At 63.5% G+C, this 16084-nt stretch carries 17 protein-coding genes; 13 read left to right on the plus strand and 4 right to left on the minus strand.

All coding sequences use genetic code 11. The features are described 5' to 3' along the window. The 4 genes from ACHFGA_RS09730 to ACHFGA_RS09745 form a co-directional block, all read left to right on the plus strand. Nucleotides 1-974, plus strand: a 974-nt coding sequence (locus ACHFGA_RS09730) for an HAD family hydrolase (RefSeq protein WP_394282184.1), incomplete at its 5' end; no start/stop codon positions are given. Between the two features lie 38 nt (nt 975-1012). After that, complete coding sequence (gene hemE / locus ACHFGA_RS09735; protein WP_394282185.1) at nt 1013-2062, plus strand: uroporphyrinogen decarboxylase; 1050 nt, start codon at nt 1013-1015, stop codon at nt 2060-2062. Then, on the plus strand, nt 2063-3463 hold the full coding sequence (locus ACHFGA_RS09740; protein ID WP_394282186.1) for a protoporphyrinogen oxidase: 1401 nt from the start codon (nt 2063-2065) through the stop codon (nt 3461-3463). Between the two features lie 27 nt (nt 3464-3490). Next, nucleotides 3491-4219: a DedA family protein gene (locus ACHFGA_RS09745; RefSeq protein WP_394282187.1), complete on the plus strand. Its 729-nt coding sequence runs from the start codon at nt 3491-3493 to the stop codon at nt 4217-4219. 17 nt (nt 4220-4236) lie between these two features. On the opposite strand, the gene ACHFGA_RS09750 is transcribed toward ACHFGA_RS09745, so the two are convergent. Beyond that, nucleotides 4237-5091: an NAD(P)-dependent oxidoreductase gene (locus tag ACHFGA_RS09750; protein WP_394282188.1), complete on the minus strand. Its 855-nt coding sequence runs from the start codon at nt 5089-5091 to the stop codon at nt 4237-4239. A gap of 87 nt (nt 5092-5178) precedes the next feature. Here ACHFGA_RS09750 and hemL point away from each other — a divergent pair, with 87 nt between their 5' ends. The 7 genes from hemL to ACHFGA_RS09785 all read left to right on the plus strand — a co-directional run bounded on the left by hemL (nt 5179) and on the right by ACHFGA_RS09785 (nt 11848). After that, entirely contained in the window at nt 5179-6510 is a 1332-nt protein-coding gene (hemL, locus tag ACHFGA_RS09755; protein WP_394282189.1) for a glutamate-1-semialdehyde 2,1-aminomutase, read from the plus strand. A 15-nt stretch (nt 6511-6525) separates the two neighbouring features. After that, a complete protein-coding gene (locus ACHFGA_RS09760) occupies nt 6526-7134 on the plus strand; it encodes a histidine phosphatase family protein (RefSeq protein ID WP_394282190.1) in 609 nt (202 codons plus the stop codon). Further along, on the plus strand, nt 7135-7710 hold the full coding sequence (locus tag ACHFGA_RS09765) for a redoxin domain-containing protein (protein WP_394282191.1): 576 nt from the start codon (nt 7135-7137) through the stop codon (nt 7708-7710). Further along, nucleotides 7703-8488 carry a cytochrome c biogenesis CcdA family protein gene (locus ACHFGA_RS09770; RefSeq protein ID WP_394282192.1) on the plus strand — a complete coding sequence of 262 codons (786 nt, stop codon included), beginning with the start codon at nt 7703-7705 and terminating at the stop codon, nt 8486-8488. The genes ACHFGA_RS09765 and ACHFGA_RS09770 overlap by 8 nt, the downstream gene beginning before the upstream one ends. 22 nt (nt 8489-8510) lie before the next feature. Continuing rightward, the gene (locus ACHFGA_RS09775) at nt 8511-10154 is read left to right on the plus strand and encodes a cytochrome c biogenesis protein ResB (protein ID WP_394282193.1); all 1644 of its coding nucleotides are present in this window, start codon (nt 8511-8513) and stop codon (nt 10152-10154) included. 43 nt (nt 10155-10197) lie between these two features. After that, on the plus strand, nt 10198-11226 hold the full coding sequence (gene ccsB, locus ACHFGA_RS09780) for a c-type cytochrome biogenesis protein CcsB (protein WP_394282194.1): 1029 nt from the start codon (nt 10198-10200) through the stop codon (nt 11224-11226). A gap of 358 nt (nt 11227-11584) precedes the next feature. Next, nucleotides 11585-11848 (plus strand): helix-turn-helix domain-containing protein, encoded by a 264-nt coding sequence (locus tag ACHFGA_RS09785; protein WP_394282195.1) that lies wholly within the window; start codon nt 11585-11587, stop codon nt 11846-11848. Between the two features lie 3 nt (nt 11849-11851). On the opposite strand, the gene ACHFGA_RS09790 is transcribed toward ACHFGA_RS09785, so the two are convergent. Further along, nucleotides 11852-12136 (minus strand): hypothetical protein, encoded by a 285-nt coding sequence (locus tag ACHFGA_RS09790; protein ID WP_394282196.1) that lies wholly within the window; start codon nt 12134-12136, stop codon nt 11852-11854. A gap of 56 nt (nt 12137-12192) precedes the next feature. On the opposite strand from ACHFGA_RS09790, the gene ACHFGA_RS09795 reads away from it, so the two are divergent. After that, nucleotides 12193-12504: a DUF4229 domain-containing protein gene (locus ACHFGA_RS09795; protein WP_394282197.1), complete on the plus strand. Its 312-nt coding sequence runs from the start codon at nt 12193-12195 to the stop codon at nt 12502-12504. A 2-nt stretch (nt 12505-12506) separates the two neighbouring features. Here ACHFGA_RS09795 and ACHFGA_RS09800 read toward each other — a convergent pair whose 3' ends face one another. Next, a complete protein-coding gene (locus ACHFGA_RS09800) occupies nt 12507-13442 on the minus strand; it encodes an AEC family transporter (RefSeq protein ID WP_394282198.1) in 936 nt (311 codons plus the stop codon). Between the two features lie 630 nt (nt 13443-14072). On the opposite strand from ACHFGA_RS09800, the gene ACHFGA_RS09805 reads away from it, so the two are divergent. Further along, nucleotides 14073-15179, plus strand: a complete 1107-nt coding sequence (locus tag ACHFGA_RS09805; RefSeq protein WP_394282199.1) for an HNH endonuclease signature motif containing protein — start codon at nt 14073-14075, stop codon at nt 15177-15179. Here the strand turns inward: ACHFGA_RS09805 and ACHFGA_RS09810 are convergent. Then, the gene (locus tag ACHFGA_RS09810; protein WP_394282200.1) at nt 15176-16081 is read right to left on the minus strand and encodes a 1,4-dihydroxy-2-naphthoate polyprenyltransferase; all 906 of its coding nucleotides are present in this window, start codon (nt 16079-16081) and stop codon (nt 15176-15178) included. The genes ACHFGA_RS09805 and ACHFGA_RS09810 overlap by 4 nt on opposite strands. Between the last annotated feature and the right edge of the window lie 3 nt (nt 16082-16084).

Consider the following 16084-nt stretch of genomic DNA (forward strand, 5'->3'; position numbering starts at 1 on the left):
TCTCTATGCACGTCGAGTCCGTCACCGCCGCCCACGGGGAGAACCCGGAGCTGGTGCTGCGCGTCGCCGGTGCCCTGGCCCTGGAATCCGATCACCCGGTGTCCCGGGCCCTGGTGAAGGCCGCTCGCGAGGCCCGCGACACCGGCGCCGGCGGCGAGGACGTCCCGCACTGGATCGAGGTCTCCCACGCCGAGGACGACGGGCAGGGCAGCTTCCGCGGGCTCGTCGACCTGCCGCTCAGGGCGCGCGACGGCACGGTGACCGTCACCCAGGTGGAGGCCGTCCTGTGGCGCCCCCGCACCATGTCCGACCTGCACGGACGGCTGGCCGCGGCGGTCGTCTCCGGCGGCACCCCCATCGTGGTGCGCTGGAAGGGGAAGGACCGCGGCGTCATCAGCCTGCACGACAACGTCAAGGCCGACGCCGAGGAGGCCGTCGAGCAGCTGGAGCAGCAGGGCATCGAGACGGTGATGCTGTCGCGGGACACGTACCCGGTGGCGCGCCGGTACGCGGACCGGATCGGCATCTCCCAGGTGCTGGCGGGCATCGCCCCGGGCCGCAAGCCCCACACGGTGCGCTCGGTGCACACCCAGGGCGCGACGGTCGGCATGGTCGGCGACGTCTCCGTGCTGTCCTCGCTGCGGGTGGCGGACGTGGGCATCCTCATGGGCGACAGCGACACCAGCGACGACGTCGACCACCTCACCCACTCGGGCCACCCGGACGTGGACATCATCGTCCTGCGGCGGGATGTGTCGGCGATCCCGCAGCTCATCGCGCAGTCGCGCCGGGTGTGCCGGATCATCGACACGAACATCGTCTTCGCCTGGACCTACAACGGCGTCGCCCTGGCTGCGTCGGTCGCCGGGGTGCTGCACCCCATGGCGGCGACGGTGCTCATGCTCGGTTCCTCGCTATTCATCGAGGCGCGGTCCAACAGTGTCCGTTCCTTCCGACGCGCGGTGGCCCCGTAATTACCCCCGGGTCCAACTTTTGGACCACAATGGTGGGCATGACTCGTCGTGACATTCCCGATGCCCCGCTCCTCGCCGCCGCCGCCGGCCGCACCCCGTCCCGCACCCCGGTGTGGTTCATGCGCCAGGCCGGCCGTTCGCTGCCCGAGTACCTCAAGGTGCGCGAGGGCATCTCGATGCTCGACTCCTGCTTCATGCCGGAGCTGCTGGCGGAGATCACCATGCAGCCGGTGCGCCGACACGACGTCGACGCCGCCATCCTCTTCTCCGACATCGTCGTGCCGCTGCGCGCGGCGGGTGTGGGCGTGGAGATCGTCGCCGGCCGCGGCCCGGTGATGGACAAGGCCATCACCACCCGCGCGGACATCGACGCCCTCCCGATCCTCGAGGAGGAGGTCACGGAGGTGCAGGACGGCATCCGCATCATCCTCGACGAGCTCACCGACACCCAGACCCTCATCGGTTTCGTCGGCGCGCCGTTCACCCTGGCCAGCTACCTGGTGGAAGGTGGCCCGTCGAAGAACCATGAGAAGACCAAGGCCATGATGCACGGCGACCCAGACACCTGGCACGCCCTGATGAAGCGCATCGTGCCCACCGTGAAGAACTTCCTGCGCACCCAGGTGAACGCGGGCATCGACGCCATGCAGCTGTTTGATTCCTGGGCCGGATTCCTGACGCGCAAGGACTATGTTGAGCACGTGCTGCCATATTCGGTGGAGATCCTGGAATCGGTGGCGGGCGAGATTCCGCGCATCCACTTCGGTGTGGCCACCGGCGAAATCCTCGGGGCCATGAGCGATGCCGGCTCTGAGGTCATGGGTGTGGACTGGCGCGTCCCACTCGACGAGGCCGCGAAGCGTTTCTCCAGCCCGCGCGTGCTGCAGGGCAACCTGGATCCAGCGATGCTGTTCGCCGGTTCCGACGTCGTGCGCTCCGAAGTCGCACGTATCAAGGCCGAGGCCGCCCGCGCGATCGAGGCAGGCGATGCGACCGGCCACATCTTCAACCTGGGACATGGTGTCTTGCCCACCACCCAGGCGGAGGCCATCACCGAAGCAGTGGCCATTATCCACGAGGAGCAGTAAATGAAATTTGCCATCATTGGCGCAGGACTTGCTGGCTTGACCAGCGCATACGAAATTCGGAAGGCGGAGCCGGACGCGCATATCGACGTCTATGAGGCCACCGACCGCATCGGCGGAAAACTCCTCACCATCCCCTTCGAGGCCGGCCCCACCGACATGGGCGCAGAAGCCTTCTTGTACCACCGGCCCGCGGCGCGCGAGTTCTTCACCGAGCTCGGCCTTGCCGACAAGATCAAGTTCCCCTCCGGGCTACGCTCCACGGTCTTTACGGGCGGGGAGCTGAAGAACCTGCCACGCGGCGGGATGATGGGCATCCCTTCGTCGTCAAGTCCCGTGGAGCACCTGGTCAGCGAGGAGACTGCCGCGCGTATCGACGCCGAAGCCGACCAGCCCGGGATCGACTGGGAAGTCGGCGGCGACATGAACGTGGGCGCCCTGGTGCGTGAGCGCATGGGCGATGAGGTCGTGGACCGCATCGTGTCCGCCCTGCTCGGTGGGGTGTATTCCTGCACGGCCGATGATTTAGGCATTCGCGCCACCATCCCGCGCCTGGCCGAGGAATTCGACCGCTTGGCTGAGGCGGGGGAGAAGGTCACCTTCCACGCCGCCATCGAGGCGATCAGCCAGCAGCGCAAGGAACAGTCCGCCGGCGTGAAACCCGGGCCCGTGTTCGGCGCCTTCGACGGCGGCTACGCCGAGGTGTACGAAACCCTGGCGGAGAAATCCGGTGCCAACATCTACATCGACGCGTTCATCTCTGGCGCCAAGCGCACCGACACCGGCACGTTTACCCTGACCGGCGGGCAGGACGATAAATACGACCGCCTGATCCTGGCTACCCCCGCGCCAACCACGGCGCTTTTGCTGCGCGACATCGCCCCGGAGGCAGGGGGCGCCCTGAAGTCGGTGCAGCTTGCGGACAGTGCGGTAGTCGGCATGCGTTTTGCTACCGACGAGGGCCTGCCCGATAACTCTGGAGTGCTCGTCGCCGCTGACCAAGAGGGCGTGCACGCCAAGGCCTTCACGGTCTCCTCGAAGAAGTGGCCGCACCTCGGCGAGCGCGGCGGGGCACTGATACGCGCCAGCTTCGGGCGTTTCGGCGACACCATCGCGCGCGATACCGACGAGGACACCCTGGTCGACTGGGCGCTCGACGACCTGCAGACCACCACTGGCTTCGACGGCCGCGCCGCCGGCTTGGAGGAGATCTATGTGCAGCGCTGGCTGGGCGGGCTCCCGCGCTACGACGAGAACCACATCGCCACCGTGCGTGAGGTTTTCTCGCTTATCGACGACGTCCCCGGCCTCGCCCTGACCGGCGCGTGGGCTGGGGGAGTGGGTGTACCCGCCGTGATTACCCACGCGAAGGAGACCGTGGCCAGCATGCTTGGTGAGAAATAGGCACGATCTGGACTAGATTAGGTGAGCGTGAACCAGAATCCTGAAGAAACCCCCACCGAGCAAGAGCCCGAGTGGTGGGAAGAACCCGGCATGCCGTGGAACAAGAAACCCGGCAAGGCCGACTACTGGTGCCTCGGCTGGCTCGGGTTCGTCGGCCTGTTCGGCATGGCGATGATCCCGCTGCGCGCTTGGCTTTTGGGCCTGTCGCCGGAGGTCATGTTGGCGTTGACGGGCTCCCGGCTTGGTGCTGCGTCGACGGGTGCTTTGGCCGCCGTCGGCCAGGCGCCGGGGTGGATCTGGTACCTGCTGATCGGCTCTGTCGTGGCCATCAAGTTTGACTGGGTGTACTGGTGGGCCGGCAAGCTGTGGGGCCGCGGGATGCTGGACGTTTATGCCGAGCAGTCCGCCCGCACAGCCCGCAACATTGAGCGCGCCGAACGCTGGACCCAGAAGTTAGGCTGGTTCGGTATTTTCTTGGCCTACCTGCCGATTCCTTTACCGATCGCCCTCGTGGTCTTCATCATGAGCGGTGCCACCGGCATGAAGGTGGGCAAGTTTATGGTGCTCAACTTCATCGCCAAAACGGTGTGGAACCTCGGCTACTTCGCCCTAGGCTACGCCATCGGCGAACCCGTTGTCTACGTGTTGGAGCAGTACCAGAAGGTGGCCGGTTGGATCGCGATCGCCCTGGTTGTCGTGGTGATGGCCTCGGTGTTCTATAAACAGTCGAAGAACGAATCCAGCGCGGCCAAATAGGTCGCGCTGACTTGGGCCTACTCGTTGCGGTACACCATGAGCGAAGAGAAGTCATGGTCGCCGCGGCCACGCTCAGCCTGCTCATCCAAAGACTCCAGCGCAGCGCGCACCGCGGGGAGATCCTTGTCGGTGGAATCCAGCATGAGGCGTGCATCCTTCGCGATCGCATCGACCGTGAAATCACCCGGCGAGGTCTCCCGCTCACCCAGCACAAACGGCTGCTTCATGTTGCGCATGAACTCCAGACCCGTGGATCCCAGTAGCTCAGAGACCTCCGCGGCATCCAAGCCCTGCGACTCACCCAAGTACAGCGCCTCCTTGTAACCCTGCGCGGTCACCGCCAGCGCCAGGTTGGCCAGCAGCTTGCCGGTTGCTGCCTTCGCCCCAGAATCGACGACCTTCAGCCGCTCCGGGTTAGCAGCGGCCCACGGTGCGACTACCTCTGCCACGGTTTCTCGTCGTGAAGCGTCCGCCCCACCCACGTAAACGCCCAGCTTGCCGTTGCGCGCCGGGGTCAGCGTGCCGACCACCGGGGCGTGCACATAACTAGGGACAGCCGCGGCGAACTCTGTGGCGTCCTCCGGCGACACGGTGGTGGTGTCGGTCCAGGTCACGCCCTCGGGGATCAGGCCGGGCTCGATCACGACCTCGCGCACGGTGTCCGGCCCGAACAGTGATGTGATCACCAAGTCCGCGCCCTCGACGGCTTCCGCGGGGGTATCGGCGGCACGCGCGCCCTTATCGACGAGCGCCTGCGTCTTCTCCTTCGTGCGGTTCCACACGGTGAGGCTGTGGTCGTCGACAAGCTTCAACGCCAGCTCGGTGCCCATGCGACCCAAGCCTAAGAATGCAATATTTAATGAAGTCTTCATACTGACCATGGTGCCAGAATTGTCACTGGTCGTCCCATGTCCAATCGGGATGGCCCGGTGGGGGACGGCTGATCTACAATGGTGCGCATGACTGCCCGAGATCTTTTTAGCCAGAATACGTCGACTAATACCGCCAAGTCCGCCGAGCTGTTCCAGCGCGCGCAGGCGGTGACCCCGGGTGGCGTGAACTCCCCGGTGCGCGCCTTTGGTTCTGTGGGCGGCCAGACCCGCTTCATCACCAAGGCCGAAGGCTCGCGCCTGACGGACGTGGACGGCAACGAATACGTTGACCTGGTGAATTCCTGGGGTCCGATGGTGCACGGCAACTCCCACCCGGCCATCCTGGAGGCCGTGGAAAAGGCCATGAAGGATGGACTGAGCTTCGGTGCTCCCACCGCCGGAGAGGTTGAGCTGGCGCAGGCGATCATCGACCGCACCAGCGTTGATGCGGTGCGCATGGTCAACTCCGGCACCGAGGCGACCATGAGTGCGGTGCGCCTGGCGCGCGGATTTACGCAGCGCGCGAAGATCATCAAGTTTGACGGCTGCTACCACGGCCACGTGGATTCCCTGCTGGCATCTGCGGGTTCTGGCGTGGCTACTTTTGCGCTGCCGGACTCCCCGGGGGTGACGGGTGCGCAGGCGGGCGACACGATCGTCGTCAAGTACAACGATCTTGACGCGGTCCGCCAAGCCTTCGCGGAGCACCCAGGTGAAATCGCGGCGATCATCACAGAGGCCGCTGCCGGCAACATGGGCACCGTCGCCCCGCAGGAGGGGTTCAACGCGGCGCTGAAGCAGATCGCGCACGACAACGGCGCACTGCTGATCATCGACGAGGTGATGACCGGCTTCCGCACCTCCCACTCCGGCTGGTACGGCGTGGACCACGTGGCCGGCGACCTGACCACCTTCGGCAAGGTCATCTCCGGTGGCCTGCCCGCGGCGGCCTTCGGCGGGCGCGCGGACATCATGGCGCACCTCGCGCCGAACGGCCCCGTCTACCAGGCAGGCACCCTGTCCGGAAACCCGGTGGCGATGGCCTCCGGCCTGGCGTCGCTGAAGCTAGCCAGCGAAGACATCTACCCAACCCTGCACGCGAACGCCGACCAGCTGGAGAAACTCATCAGCGAAGCGCTTACCCGCGAAGGCGTGGCGCACCACATTCAGCGCGCTTCGACGATGCTGTCCATCCGCTTCGCCGAAGGCGAGGGCCATAACTTCGAGGACATGAAGGCCGCCGAGACCTTCCGTTTCGCGCCGTTCTTCCACGCTCTGCTGGACCACGGCGTCTACGGCCCACCCAGCGCGTTTGAGACCTGGTTCGTCTCCACGGCGCTTAACGACGATGATTTCGCCGCCATCGAAGCCGCCCTCAAACCGGCAGCCGCCGCTGCAGCCAGCGCGACCGCAGAGTAAAGGACTGACTCAAGCATGACCACCACCATCATCCACCTGGTCCGCCACGGCGAGGTCTACAACCCCGGCAAGATTCTTTACGGGCGCATCCCGGGCTACCACCTGTCCTCACGCGGGCAGTCCATGGCGGCGGCCACCGCGGAGTCTTTCCGTGGCCACGACGTCACCTATCTGGCCGCCAGCCCCTTGGAGCGCGCCCAGGAAACCGCCGCGCCAATCTCCAAGGTCACCGGGCTTGAGGTGCGTACCGACGAGGCACTGATCGAATCCGGCAACCGCTTCGAAGGTCTGCGCACCAAAGGCTGGCGTTCGCAGCTGTGGAACCCAATCCGCTGGCGGCTCATGACGGACCCGTCCGTGCCCAGCTGGGGCGAGCCCTATGAAGAAATCCTGGCGCGCATGATGGACGCCGTCGAGCGCGCCCGGCTCGCAGCCGAAGGGCATGAAGCGATTCTGGTGAGCCACCAGCTGCCGATCGTGATGGTGCAGCGCGCCGTCGCCGACAAGCCGCTGCCGCATAACCCGCTGGATCGCCAGTGCGATTTGACGAGCGTGACCTCTTTGCTGTTTCGTGATGACATACTTACTGAATCCTTCTATTCCACCCCAGCACGAGAGATCTAAATGCGCACACGTTGTGGCCTGGTAGCGGTCCTCACCGCTGCGAGCCTTGCCCTGACCGCCTGCGGCCAGGACACCGGCAACACCCAAACCTTCGCCTTCCATTCGCCCGGCGGCGAGGTGGAGATTTTCTACCCCGAAGAAAACCGCAAACCGATTCAGGATTTCTCCGGCGAATCGCTTAACGACGAGGGCGAGACTATCAGCCTCTCCGATTTTGAGGGCCAAGTCGTGGTCCTCAACGCTTGGGGGCAATGGTGCGCGCCGTGCCGGGCCGAAGTCGATGACCTGCAAGAGGCGCACGAGGCGCTCGGCGAGGACGGCACAGTCCTGGGCATTAACGTGCGCGACTATAACGCCCAGATCGCCCGCGATTTCGTGGAAGACAACGGGGTGACCTACCCCTCTATTTACGATCCGCCGTTCAAAACGGCTGCGGCACTGGGTGGCGTGCCCACCTCGGTCATCCCGACCACCATCGTGCTGGACCAAGAGCACCGCCCGGCCGCCGTCTTCCTTCGCGAGGTCAACGCGCAGGACATCCTGGATGTTACCGATGAGCTGATCGCCAATGGGTGAGGTCTTCGCTGACGCCGCCGCCACCGGCCCCCTGCTGATCGGCCTGCTGGCCGCGGCACTGGCCGGGCTGGTGTCCTTCGCCTCGCCGTGCGTGGTGCCCTTGGTGCCGGGCTACATGTCCTACCTCACCGGCATCGTTGGCGGGGAAATGACGATGGACAAGGAGTACGGCCCGCGGGTGGGTAATCGTCGTAAAGGCGCCGTCGTCGGTGCGGCCCTGCTGTTCGTGCTGGGCTTTTCGCTGGTGTTCATCCTCATGTCGGTCTCTGTGTTCGGGGCCGTGAGCGTCATCCAGCTCAACCGGGACCTGCTCATGCGCATCGGTGGGGTAGTAACCATCATCATGGGCCTGGTCTTCATGGGCATGGTGTCCGCCCTGCAACGCGATACCCGCATGCAGCCCAAGAAGCTGGCCACCTGGGTCGGCGCGCCCCTGCTCGGCGGAGTGTTCGCCCTCGGTTGGACGCCGTGCCTGGGCCCCACACTGGCAGCCATCATCTCCGTGGCAGTGGGCACCGACGGCATGACCGCCGCCCGCGGCACCCTGCTCATTCTGGGCTACTGCCTGGGCCTGGGCGTGCCCTTCATCCTGATCGCCTTAGGGTCGGCGCGTGCCATGAAGACTTTCGATTTTCTGCGCAAGCATTCACGCACCCTGCAGATCATCGGCGGAATTTTGATGATTATCGTGGGGATAGCACTCTTGACCGGCGCGTGGAACTATTTCATCAGCTGGTCGCAATCGCTGGTCGCCGACTTCGGCACCACGGTCATTTAATCACCGAAGAAAGGACTCGGACGTGAAACAGGTGTGGACGTGGCTGAAGAAGGCGTGGCACTGGCTGACCAGTATGCGCACCGCCCTGGTCCTGCTCTTCCTCCTAGCGCTCGTCTCCATCCCCGGGGCCCTGCTGCCGCAGCGCACGGTCAGCGAATTCCAGGTCGACGAGTGGATCGAGTCCAACCCGCGCCTCGGCGCCGTCTACGACAGGCTGCAGCTTTTCGACGTCTTCAGCTCCACCTGGTTCATCGCGATCGTCACCCTGCTGATGGTCTCCCTGGTCGGCTGCATCATTCCCCGCTCCTGGGACCACTACAAGGCCTACAAAACACCACCCACCAGGGCACCGAAATTTCTCCACCGCATGCCCATGCATGCAGAGGCGATCGTCGATAAGCCTCTCGAACAAGCCAAGGCTGACGCAACCCGGGCGCTGAAACGCTGGCACGTTGCCGAATATACTGCCGACGAAGACCGCGCCGGGGCCAACTCCCTGTCCGCCGAACGCGGCTACGGGCGTGAGCTGGCGAACCTGATCTTCCACATTGGCATTGTCGCCGTGCTGGTCACCGTGTTCATCGGGCGCATGATCTACTACGAAGGCCAAGTAATCGTGGTCACGGATTCCGAATCCGAATACGCCGTGCCCGTGGATCAATCGCAGGAATTCTGCAACACCTCGCCCGCCAATTTCGACTCCTTCCGCGCCGGCGCGCTTTTCGACGGCACCGGGCTCACCCCGTTCTGCTTCGTCTCCCACAACTTCGCCGCCGACTACCTGCCGAACGGGCAGGCCCAAGAGTTCACCTCTGATATCAGCTATGCGCTTGGCGACGAGATCACCACCGACCCGGAAACCTGGTCGGACTACACGCTGCGCGTCAACCACCCGCTGCGCCTCGGCGGCGACCGGATCTACCTGCAGGGACACGGTTTCGCTCCGCAGATCACGGTGACGTGGCCGAATGGGGAATCGCGCACCCAAATGATCCAGTTCCGCCCGGATGACCCGACCTTCTTCCTATCCTCCGGTGTAATGCGTTTTGATCCGCCGGCCGGCATGTACCCCGACCTGTTCGAGCGCCGCCAGAACCAAATCGCCATCGAAGGCCTGTTCGCTCCCACCGCCCGGTGGGGAGGCGTGGACGGCAACGAGCTCAGCTCTTCCTTCCCGTCGATGCAGGACCCGGCGATGGCCATCGACATCTACCGCGGCGACGCCGGCCTGGACTCCGGCCGCCCGCAGAACATCTTCGTCCTCGACCAAACACTTGTCGCGAACGGGCAGCTGCAGAAAGTCGACCGCGTCAACCTGGCCCCCGGCGAGGAAGCCACCATCGACGGCGGGATCACCGTGCGTTTCGACGGCGCCGCCGAATACGCCAACTACCAAGTCAGCCACGACCCCTCCCAGGGGTGGGTGTTGGCTTCGGCGATCGCGATGCTGGCCGGTCTGATCGGCTCATTGATGATCAAGCGCCGCCGCGTGTGGGTGCGCTTCACGCCTAGCGACGATGGCTCGTCGACACGCATCGAAATGGGCGGCCTGGCGCGCACCGACCGTGCAGGCTGGACCGGCGAATTCGACGAGCTGACCAACGCCATCGCTGGGCGGATCGATCCAGATACTGATGACTCTGACGTGATGGGGTACGACGACTAAGCAGTCTTGGCCGAACCCCATCGGCGGGGTAGGCTGAGGATTCATGAACGTCAATACCGACCTGGCAGAACTGTCCGATCTGTCATTTTTCACCGCCTGCATCATCTACCTTGCCGCGTTGATCGTCTCCTTGGTCTACTACGGCCGCATGCAAGGCGTCATCGACATGCGCCGCATCCGCGACGCACAACAGGTAGAGCAAAAGCAGCTGGTCAACGTCGGCGGCGGTGGCTCGTCGACAAGCGATTTCGAAAACACCCATGGGCTTATCGACGAGCCCTTCGACCAAGACGAGTACGACAAAAGGGTCAAAGGCGCACGCAAACTAGCGGGCATGACCCAGGGGCTGGTGTGGTTCGGCATCGCGCTGCACCTGGTCAGCGTGGTCACCCGTGGTATTGCGGCGGAGCGTTTCCCGCTGGGCAACATGTACGAGTATATCGCCGCCGCCACCCTGGGCACGATGGTCGTGGCAGCGATCGTCGCGCAGCGCAAGAACTGGCACACCATGTGGCCATGGGTGCTCAGCCCCATGGTCATCCTGATGTTCATCAACTCCACCGTGCTGTGGGTGCCGGCGTCGCCGCTGTTGCCGGCGCTGCAGTCTAACTGGCTGCCGATACACGTGTCGTCGGTGGCCGGTGGCGCGTCGATCGGCATGGTCTCCGGCGTTTTCGCCCTGCTGTACCTGCTGCGGATCTGGCAGCCCAAGGGCAAAGAGCACGGCTTCTTCGGCGCTGTGGCCAAGCCGCTGCCAAGTGCAAAGACGCTGGACTCGCTGACGTACAAGACCGCGATCATCACCCTGCCGGTGTTTGGTATTGGCATCCTGCTGGGCGCTGTGTGGGCGGAGGCGTCTTGGGGCCGGCCGTGGGGCTGGGACCCGAAGGAGACCGTCTCCCTGATCACCTGGATCCTGTACGCCGCCTACCTGCACGCGCGTGCCACCGCTGGGTGGAAGAACTACAAGGCCGCCTGGATCAACGTGCTTGCGCTGGCCACCAACATCTTCAACCTGTTTTTCATCAACATGGTGGTGTCCGGGTTGCACTCCTATGCGGGGTTAAACTAAAAGTTTTGACGTGGAAAGCGGGCGAGAATGGGCTATCTCGCCCGCTTTGGCATTCTTTAGGTGACCTACGTTTGGGGGTAAATGGGCGTGGGGGAGAGCCTGCTCTTTCGTGTTCCGTGAGAATAAAAGTGATTTTCAGCAGGAATTCGATAGGAGGCACCTGTTGAAGTTGAGTGATCATTAAGTCATATCGCCCAGTAGGTCTATTTAACCAAACATAAGCCCCTGAACTGCTACTTTTCTCCCCAGCATTGCGATTTTCTTCATACTGCGAACCTGTAAACTTAAGGCCTAGGGAATCTAAGGTAGTCACAATTCCCGCACGAATCCCGCACGTTCGACTTTGAAGGAGTTTGCTATGGCTGGTCCACGAAATAAGGCCGGCAAACCAGCCAGCGAAGACCCCATCCTAATTGAGCTGGGGAAATCGCTGGCAGCCCGGCGTCGCGCTGATGGCCGCCTGCAGCAAGAAGTCGCAGAATCCGCAGGAGTATCGCGCTCCACGCTGCACACCATCGAACATGGTGGCGCGGGAGTCCGCTTCGAAAAGGTCGTGGCTGTCGCCCGCGCCCTAGGCCTCGAGGTGTGCTTCGAAGCGGTGGAAAAGACTAACGACGAATAACCTTTAACCTTCCGCCTTGCCGTCTTCCGGACGGTCTTGGCGGAATTTTTTCTGCCGCTTCTCTTCCTCGCGTGCTCGGCGCTCCTGTTCCTCCTTGGCGCGGCGTTGCTTGAAGCGTTCCTTTTCGATGCTCCACAGAAAATCCTCGTCGTCGTCCGGCCCTTTAATGGCAGGCGGTTGCTCACGGGCGCGCTGGGCGTCGATACGCGCCTGACTGCCCGGGCCGAAAGCCCGCCACACCAGCCAGACCGCCAGAAGAAGCAAAATAATGAGGATTAAGCGTCCCATGCCCACCAGCATACTTGGTTAGGATTTACCACTTTCGACTGACTAGGCTGGGGTGCGTGTCTACTTCAGTATCCGAGTCCGACGTCAAAGCCACCCGCTCCCGCGCCAATCGCGCCGTCGCGGTTTACGGTCTGTTGCGCATCCTCTTGTTCGTCGTGCTGACCGCGATCATCCAGGTCGCAGCGCTGCTTATCGACGCCCCCGTCCCCCTTGTCATGTCCGCCCTCCTGGCGCTGATCGTGGCCTTCCCGCTGTCGATGCTGGTGTTCCGCCGCCAACGCCTCGAAGCCACCGAAGCTGTGGCGGCCTGGTCGGAGCAGCGCCGCGCGAAGAAGGAATGGGTCGCCCGCGAACTTTCAGAGCGCTAAAACTAGTTACCGAATAGAAGGGCGATCAGGATCATCGCGGGCATTGCGAGGAACGTGGTGAGGAAGACGGTATCGCGCGCCACGATCTCCCCGCGCTGATAAGTCGCCGCATAGTTGTACACGTTCTGGGCTGTCGGGAGCGCTGCGAGGATCACACCGGCGTAGAGAAGGTCCGTCGGCAAGCCCATCGCCCACCCCGTGACGAAGGCGATGATCGGCATGATGATCAGTTTCAGCGTCGTCGCGGTGATCACGGCGGGGCGGTCGGGTTTGTGGTCCAGCACCGTGCCGCCGTGCAGGGAAGCGCCGAAACTCATCAGGATCATCGGAATAGACGCACCGCCAAGCAGCTCGATCGGCGCCATGACCGGCTGCGGCACCGTGATCCCCAGCCACGCCACGATCACGCCGAGCAGCGGTGCGATTACCACTGGCGACGTGACCCCGGAGCGTATCGCGTCCACGATTTTTCCAGAGCGCGAGCGTGACGACGATTCGTCGACCGTCAGCCCCGCGATCACAAAGGGTGTGAACAGAACCATCTGCAGCACTAATACCGGGATCACCCAGGTGGCGTCGCCGATGACGTAGATGGAGATCGGCAACCCAATATTCACGGAGTTGAAGTAGCTGGCCGAGGCCGCCCCAGCGGTGGTCGTCGGAACGTCCTGCCGAAAGAAGGCCGCTGACAGGGCCCAGTAGATCGCGGCGGTGGCCACCGTGGAGATCAACACCACCAGAACCACCGGCGAGAAGAACGTGGACACATCGGAGGCCGCCACCGAAGAAAACAGCAGCGCCGGCGTGGCCGCGTAGAAGGCGACCTTGTTGAACATCAGACGCTGCTTGCCCGGCCCGATCACGCCTTTGCGGGCAAGGAGGTAGCCGGTGGCGATCACCGCGAAAATTATTGCGAACCCCGTGATGACTGAGAGCATGCCGCATTTCTCTTTCCGTATTATTTCCGTCAAGTAATGTTTCTGCTTGGAGGCGATTCAATGGAACCACGCTGGCGATTGTTAATCACGTATGTACTCGTATCCACAGTACTTCTGTTGGTTTCGCCCGTTTTTGGGCCACTGGGGTGGGCCGTCCCGCTGGTTGTTCTTAATCCAGTGCTGACTCTTCTGCTGTCGTGGCGAGATACGGCTCAACGCGGTTTTACTTGGTGGTGGTTTATGATTCCCCCCTTGACTGGTGTGGTCCAAGCACTCATATTGATGAATGCTTCCGCCATCCCGTTCTCTACTTTGCTTTTTATCGGCGCTGCTCTCGGTGTCGGACTGGGTGCTATAAGCAGACGCCGAACAATGGCAGTTAAAAAGACATGATCGCGAAGCCCGTAATCACATCCAGCATGTGCCGCTCCTTCTCTGTGTCGATTCTCCCAAGCAGTATCCCAGCATCCCGCCCCAGCGGGCAACGCCACTACCACATAACGCGACAACGCCGCGAAAGTTATCCACATTTTTCTACTTTGCCCACTCTAGTGTGCAAAGCGGTCGAGTTATCCACAGATTTCCATTCCGGCCCCGCACACCTGCCTGCGGTGTCTTATCGTCAAAGCCATGGACGCATTCGAGGCTTTTGCAGCGCAGTGGCGCGGCGGCATGGCTGTCATTGAGGCAGCGCACGGCCGCAGCGTCATCGACCTGTGTCGCAGTGGCATCGATCGGACGTTGGCCAAGCAGATCGAGAAGCTGGGCAAAGTCTATTGTGGCCCCACCCATTCCACGCGGAAGCAGGCGAACGCCCGCAAGGCTGGCCGCGACAACGCGCACACTATTAATACGTTGCTAGAGATTGAACGCCTCGTCGGCAAGCTTGACGACGATAAGCACGCCTGGCCAATGCGCCTTGCCCTGGTCCGGGAGCCTGCCGACATCCGCGGGCTGCGTGCGCGGGCCGACGAGCTCCTCGCCGAATATAACGCGTCCGCTAAGCCGAACCCGGAGATGAAGCTGGGGCATAAGGCGGTGCCCGATTCGACGCTGACCGACGTGTCCGTGCGCGGGCCTGCCCACCTGGCGAAGGCGGCGTTGGATCGGGCGCATGCGCTTGCCGACGAAACCGGCGTGGACCCTGCCGAGGCGTTTTTGCAGCTGGCGGCCTCTGATTCTGCGGGTGGGGGACCGGTGCTGGACCCGGCGATCATCATCCCGCTCAATGAGGAAGTTGCCGGCTGGGAAGAGAAAGGGCTGGATGAGGTCCGCTTGGCGATGACGAACGGCACCACCATGACGGGCGCCGATTTCGTCCGCGCCCACCTCTCCGCCCAGGGCTATGCGCTGCTGGTGGACCCGATCACCGGGGAAGATCTGGAACTGTACCGGCTTTCCGACGAGGGCCGCTTCGCCACCGTCAAACAGAGGCTGCGCCAGAGGCTGAAAACGCCGGTGTGCGCATGGCCGGGCTGCGGACGCCCCGCCGACGAACCCCAGATGCACCACATCACGGCCTTTAAACATGGCGGGAAGTCGGAGATGAAGAACTTCACCTGCCTGTGCGAGTTCCATAACGGGCGTAACGACGATGACCGTGACCAGCCGCGTTATGGGCACATCGACAAGATTGATGGCCTGGACTATTGGATGCCGGCGTTTGGCGGTAAACCAGTGCTGAACAATCACCCCGCGGCGAAAGGCGGGGCGATCAGGTTGTTGCGCGGCGGTTAGCCGAGCGCGCCGAAGAACAGGGCCACCGAGGTTGCGATGGCCCACACAAGCATGGCCTTACCGTTGATGCCGAGCACCGGGATGAGGTCTTTTCCGCGCGCGCCCTTCAATACGGTGATGGCCCCGTGCAGGGCGAGGGGAAGCGCTATGAGCCCGATCAGCGTCGGTAGGTAGGCCGCGGCGATGAAGAGCGTCATCACAAAGGGCACGAGCGACAAGACGGCGAAGAGGCGGCGGGCGTTGGTGTCGCCAAGGCGCACCGCCAGTGTCATTTTGCCGGTGGCGGAGTCTGAGGGGATGTCGCGGATATTGTTGGCCATGTTCACGCTCGCGGAGATCGACCCGATGCCCACCGCCGCGGCCACCCCGACCCAGCTGATCGCCCCGGCCTGCGTGTATTCGGTGCCCAGGACCGCGACGAGTCCGAAGAAGACGAACACGGCGACCTCGCCGAGGCCCCGGTAGCCGTACGGATTTTTACCGCCGGTGTAGAACCAAGCCCCCGCGATGCACACCGCCCCGATAAGGATGAACCACCACGCCGACCACAACGACAAGAGAATGCCCGCCACCGCGGCCACACCAAAACTTAAGAAGGCGGCGCGCTTCACAGCCTGCGGGTCGGCGAGCCCGGAGCCGGTCAGGCGGGTTGGTCCGGTGCGGTCGTCGTCGGTGCCACGGATGCCGTCGGAGTAGTCGTTCGAAAAGTTCACGCCGATGATCAGCGCCCACGCCACCACCAACGCCAGGAGGGCCCGCCCAAAGTGCGCCCCGCCGGCAAAGGCGGCCGCGCCCGTGCCGACGATCACCGGTGCCCACGCATTCGCCCACGTGTGGGGGCGCGCAGCCTCCCACCAATCGCGACGCGTTGCCGAATAGGAGGCCGAACTGGAGGTAGTCATGCA

It is taken from the genome of Corynebacterium sp. (assembly GCF_043426755.1).
In the GTDB taxonomy this organism is placed as follows: Bacteria; Actinomycetota; Actinomycetes; order Mycobacteriales; family Mycobacteriaceae; genus Corynebacterium.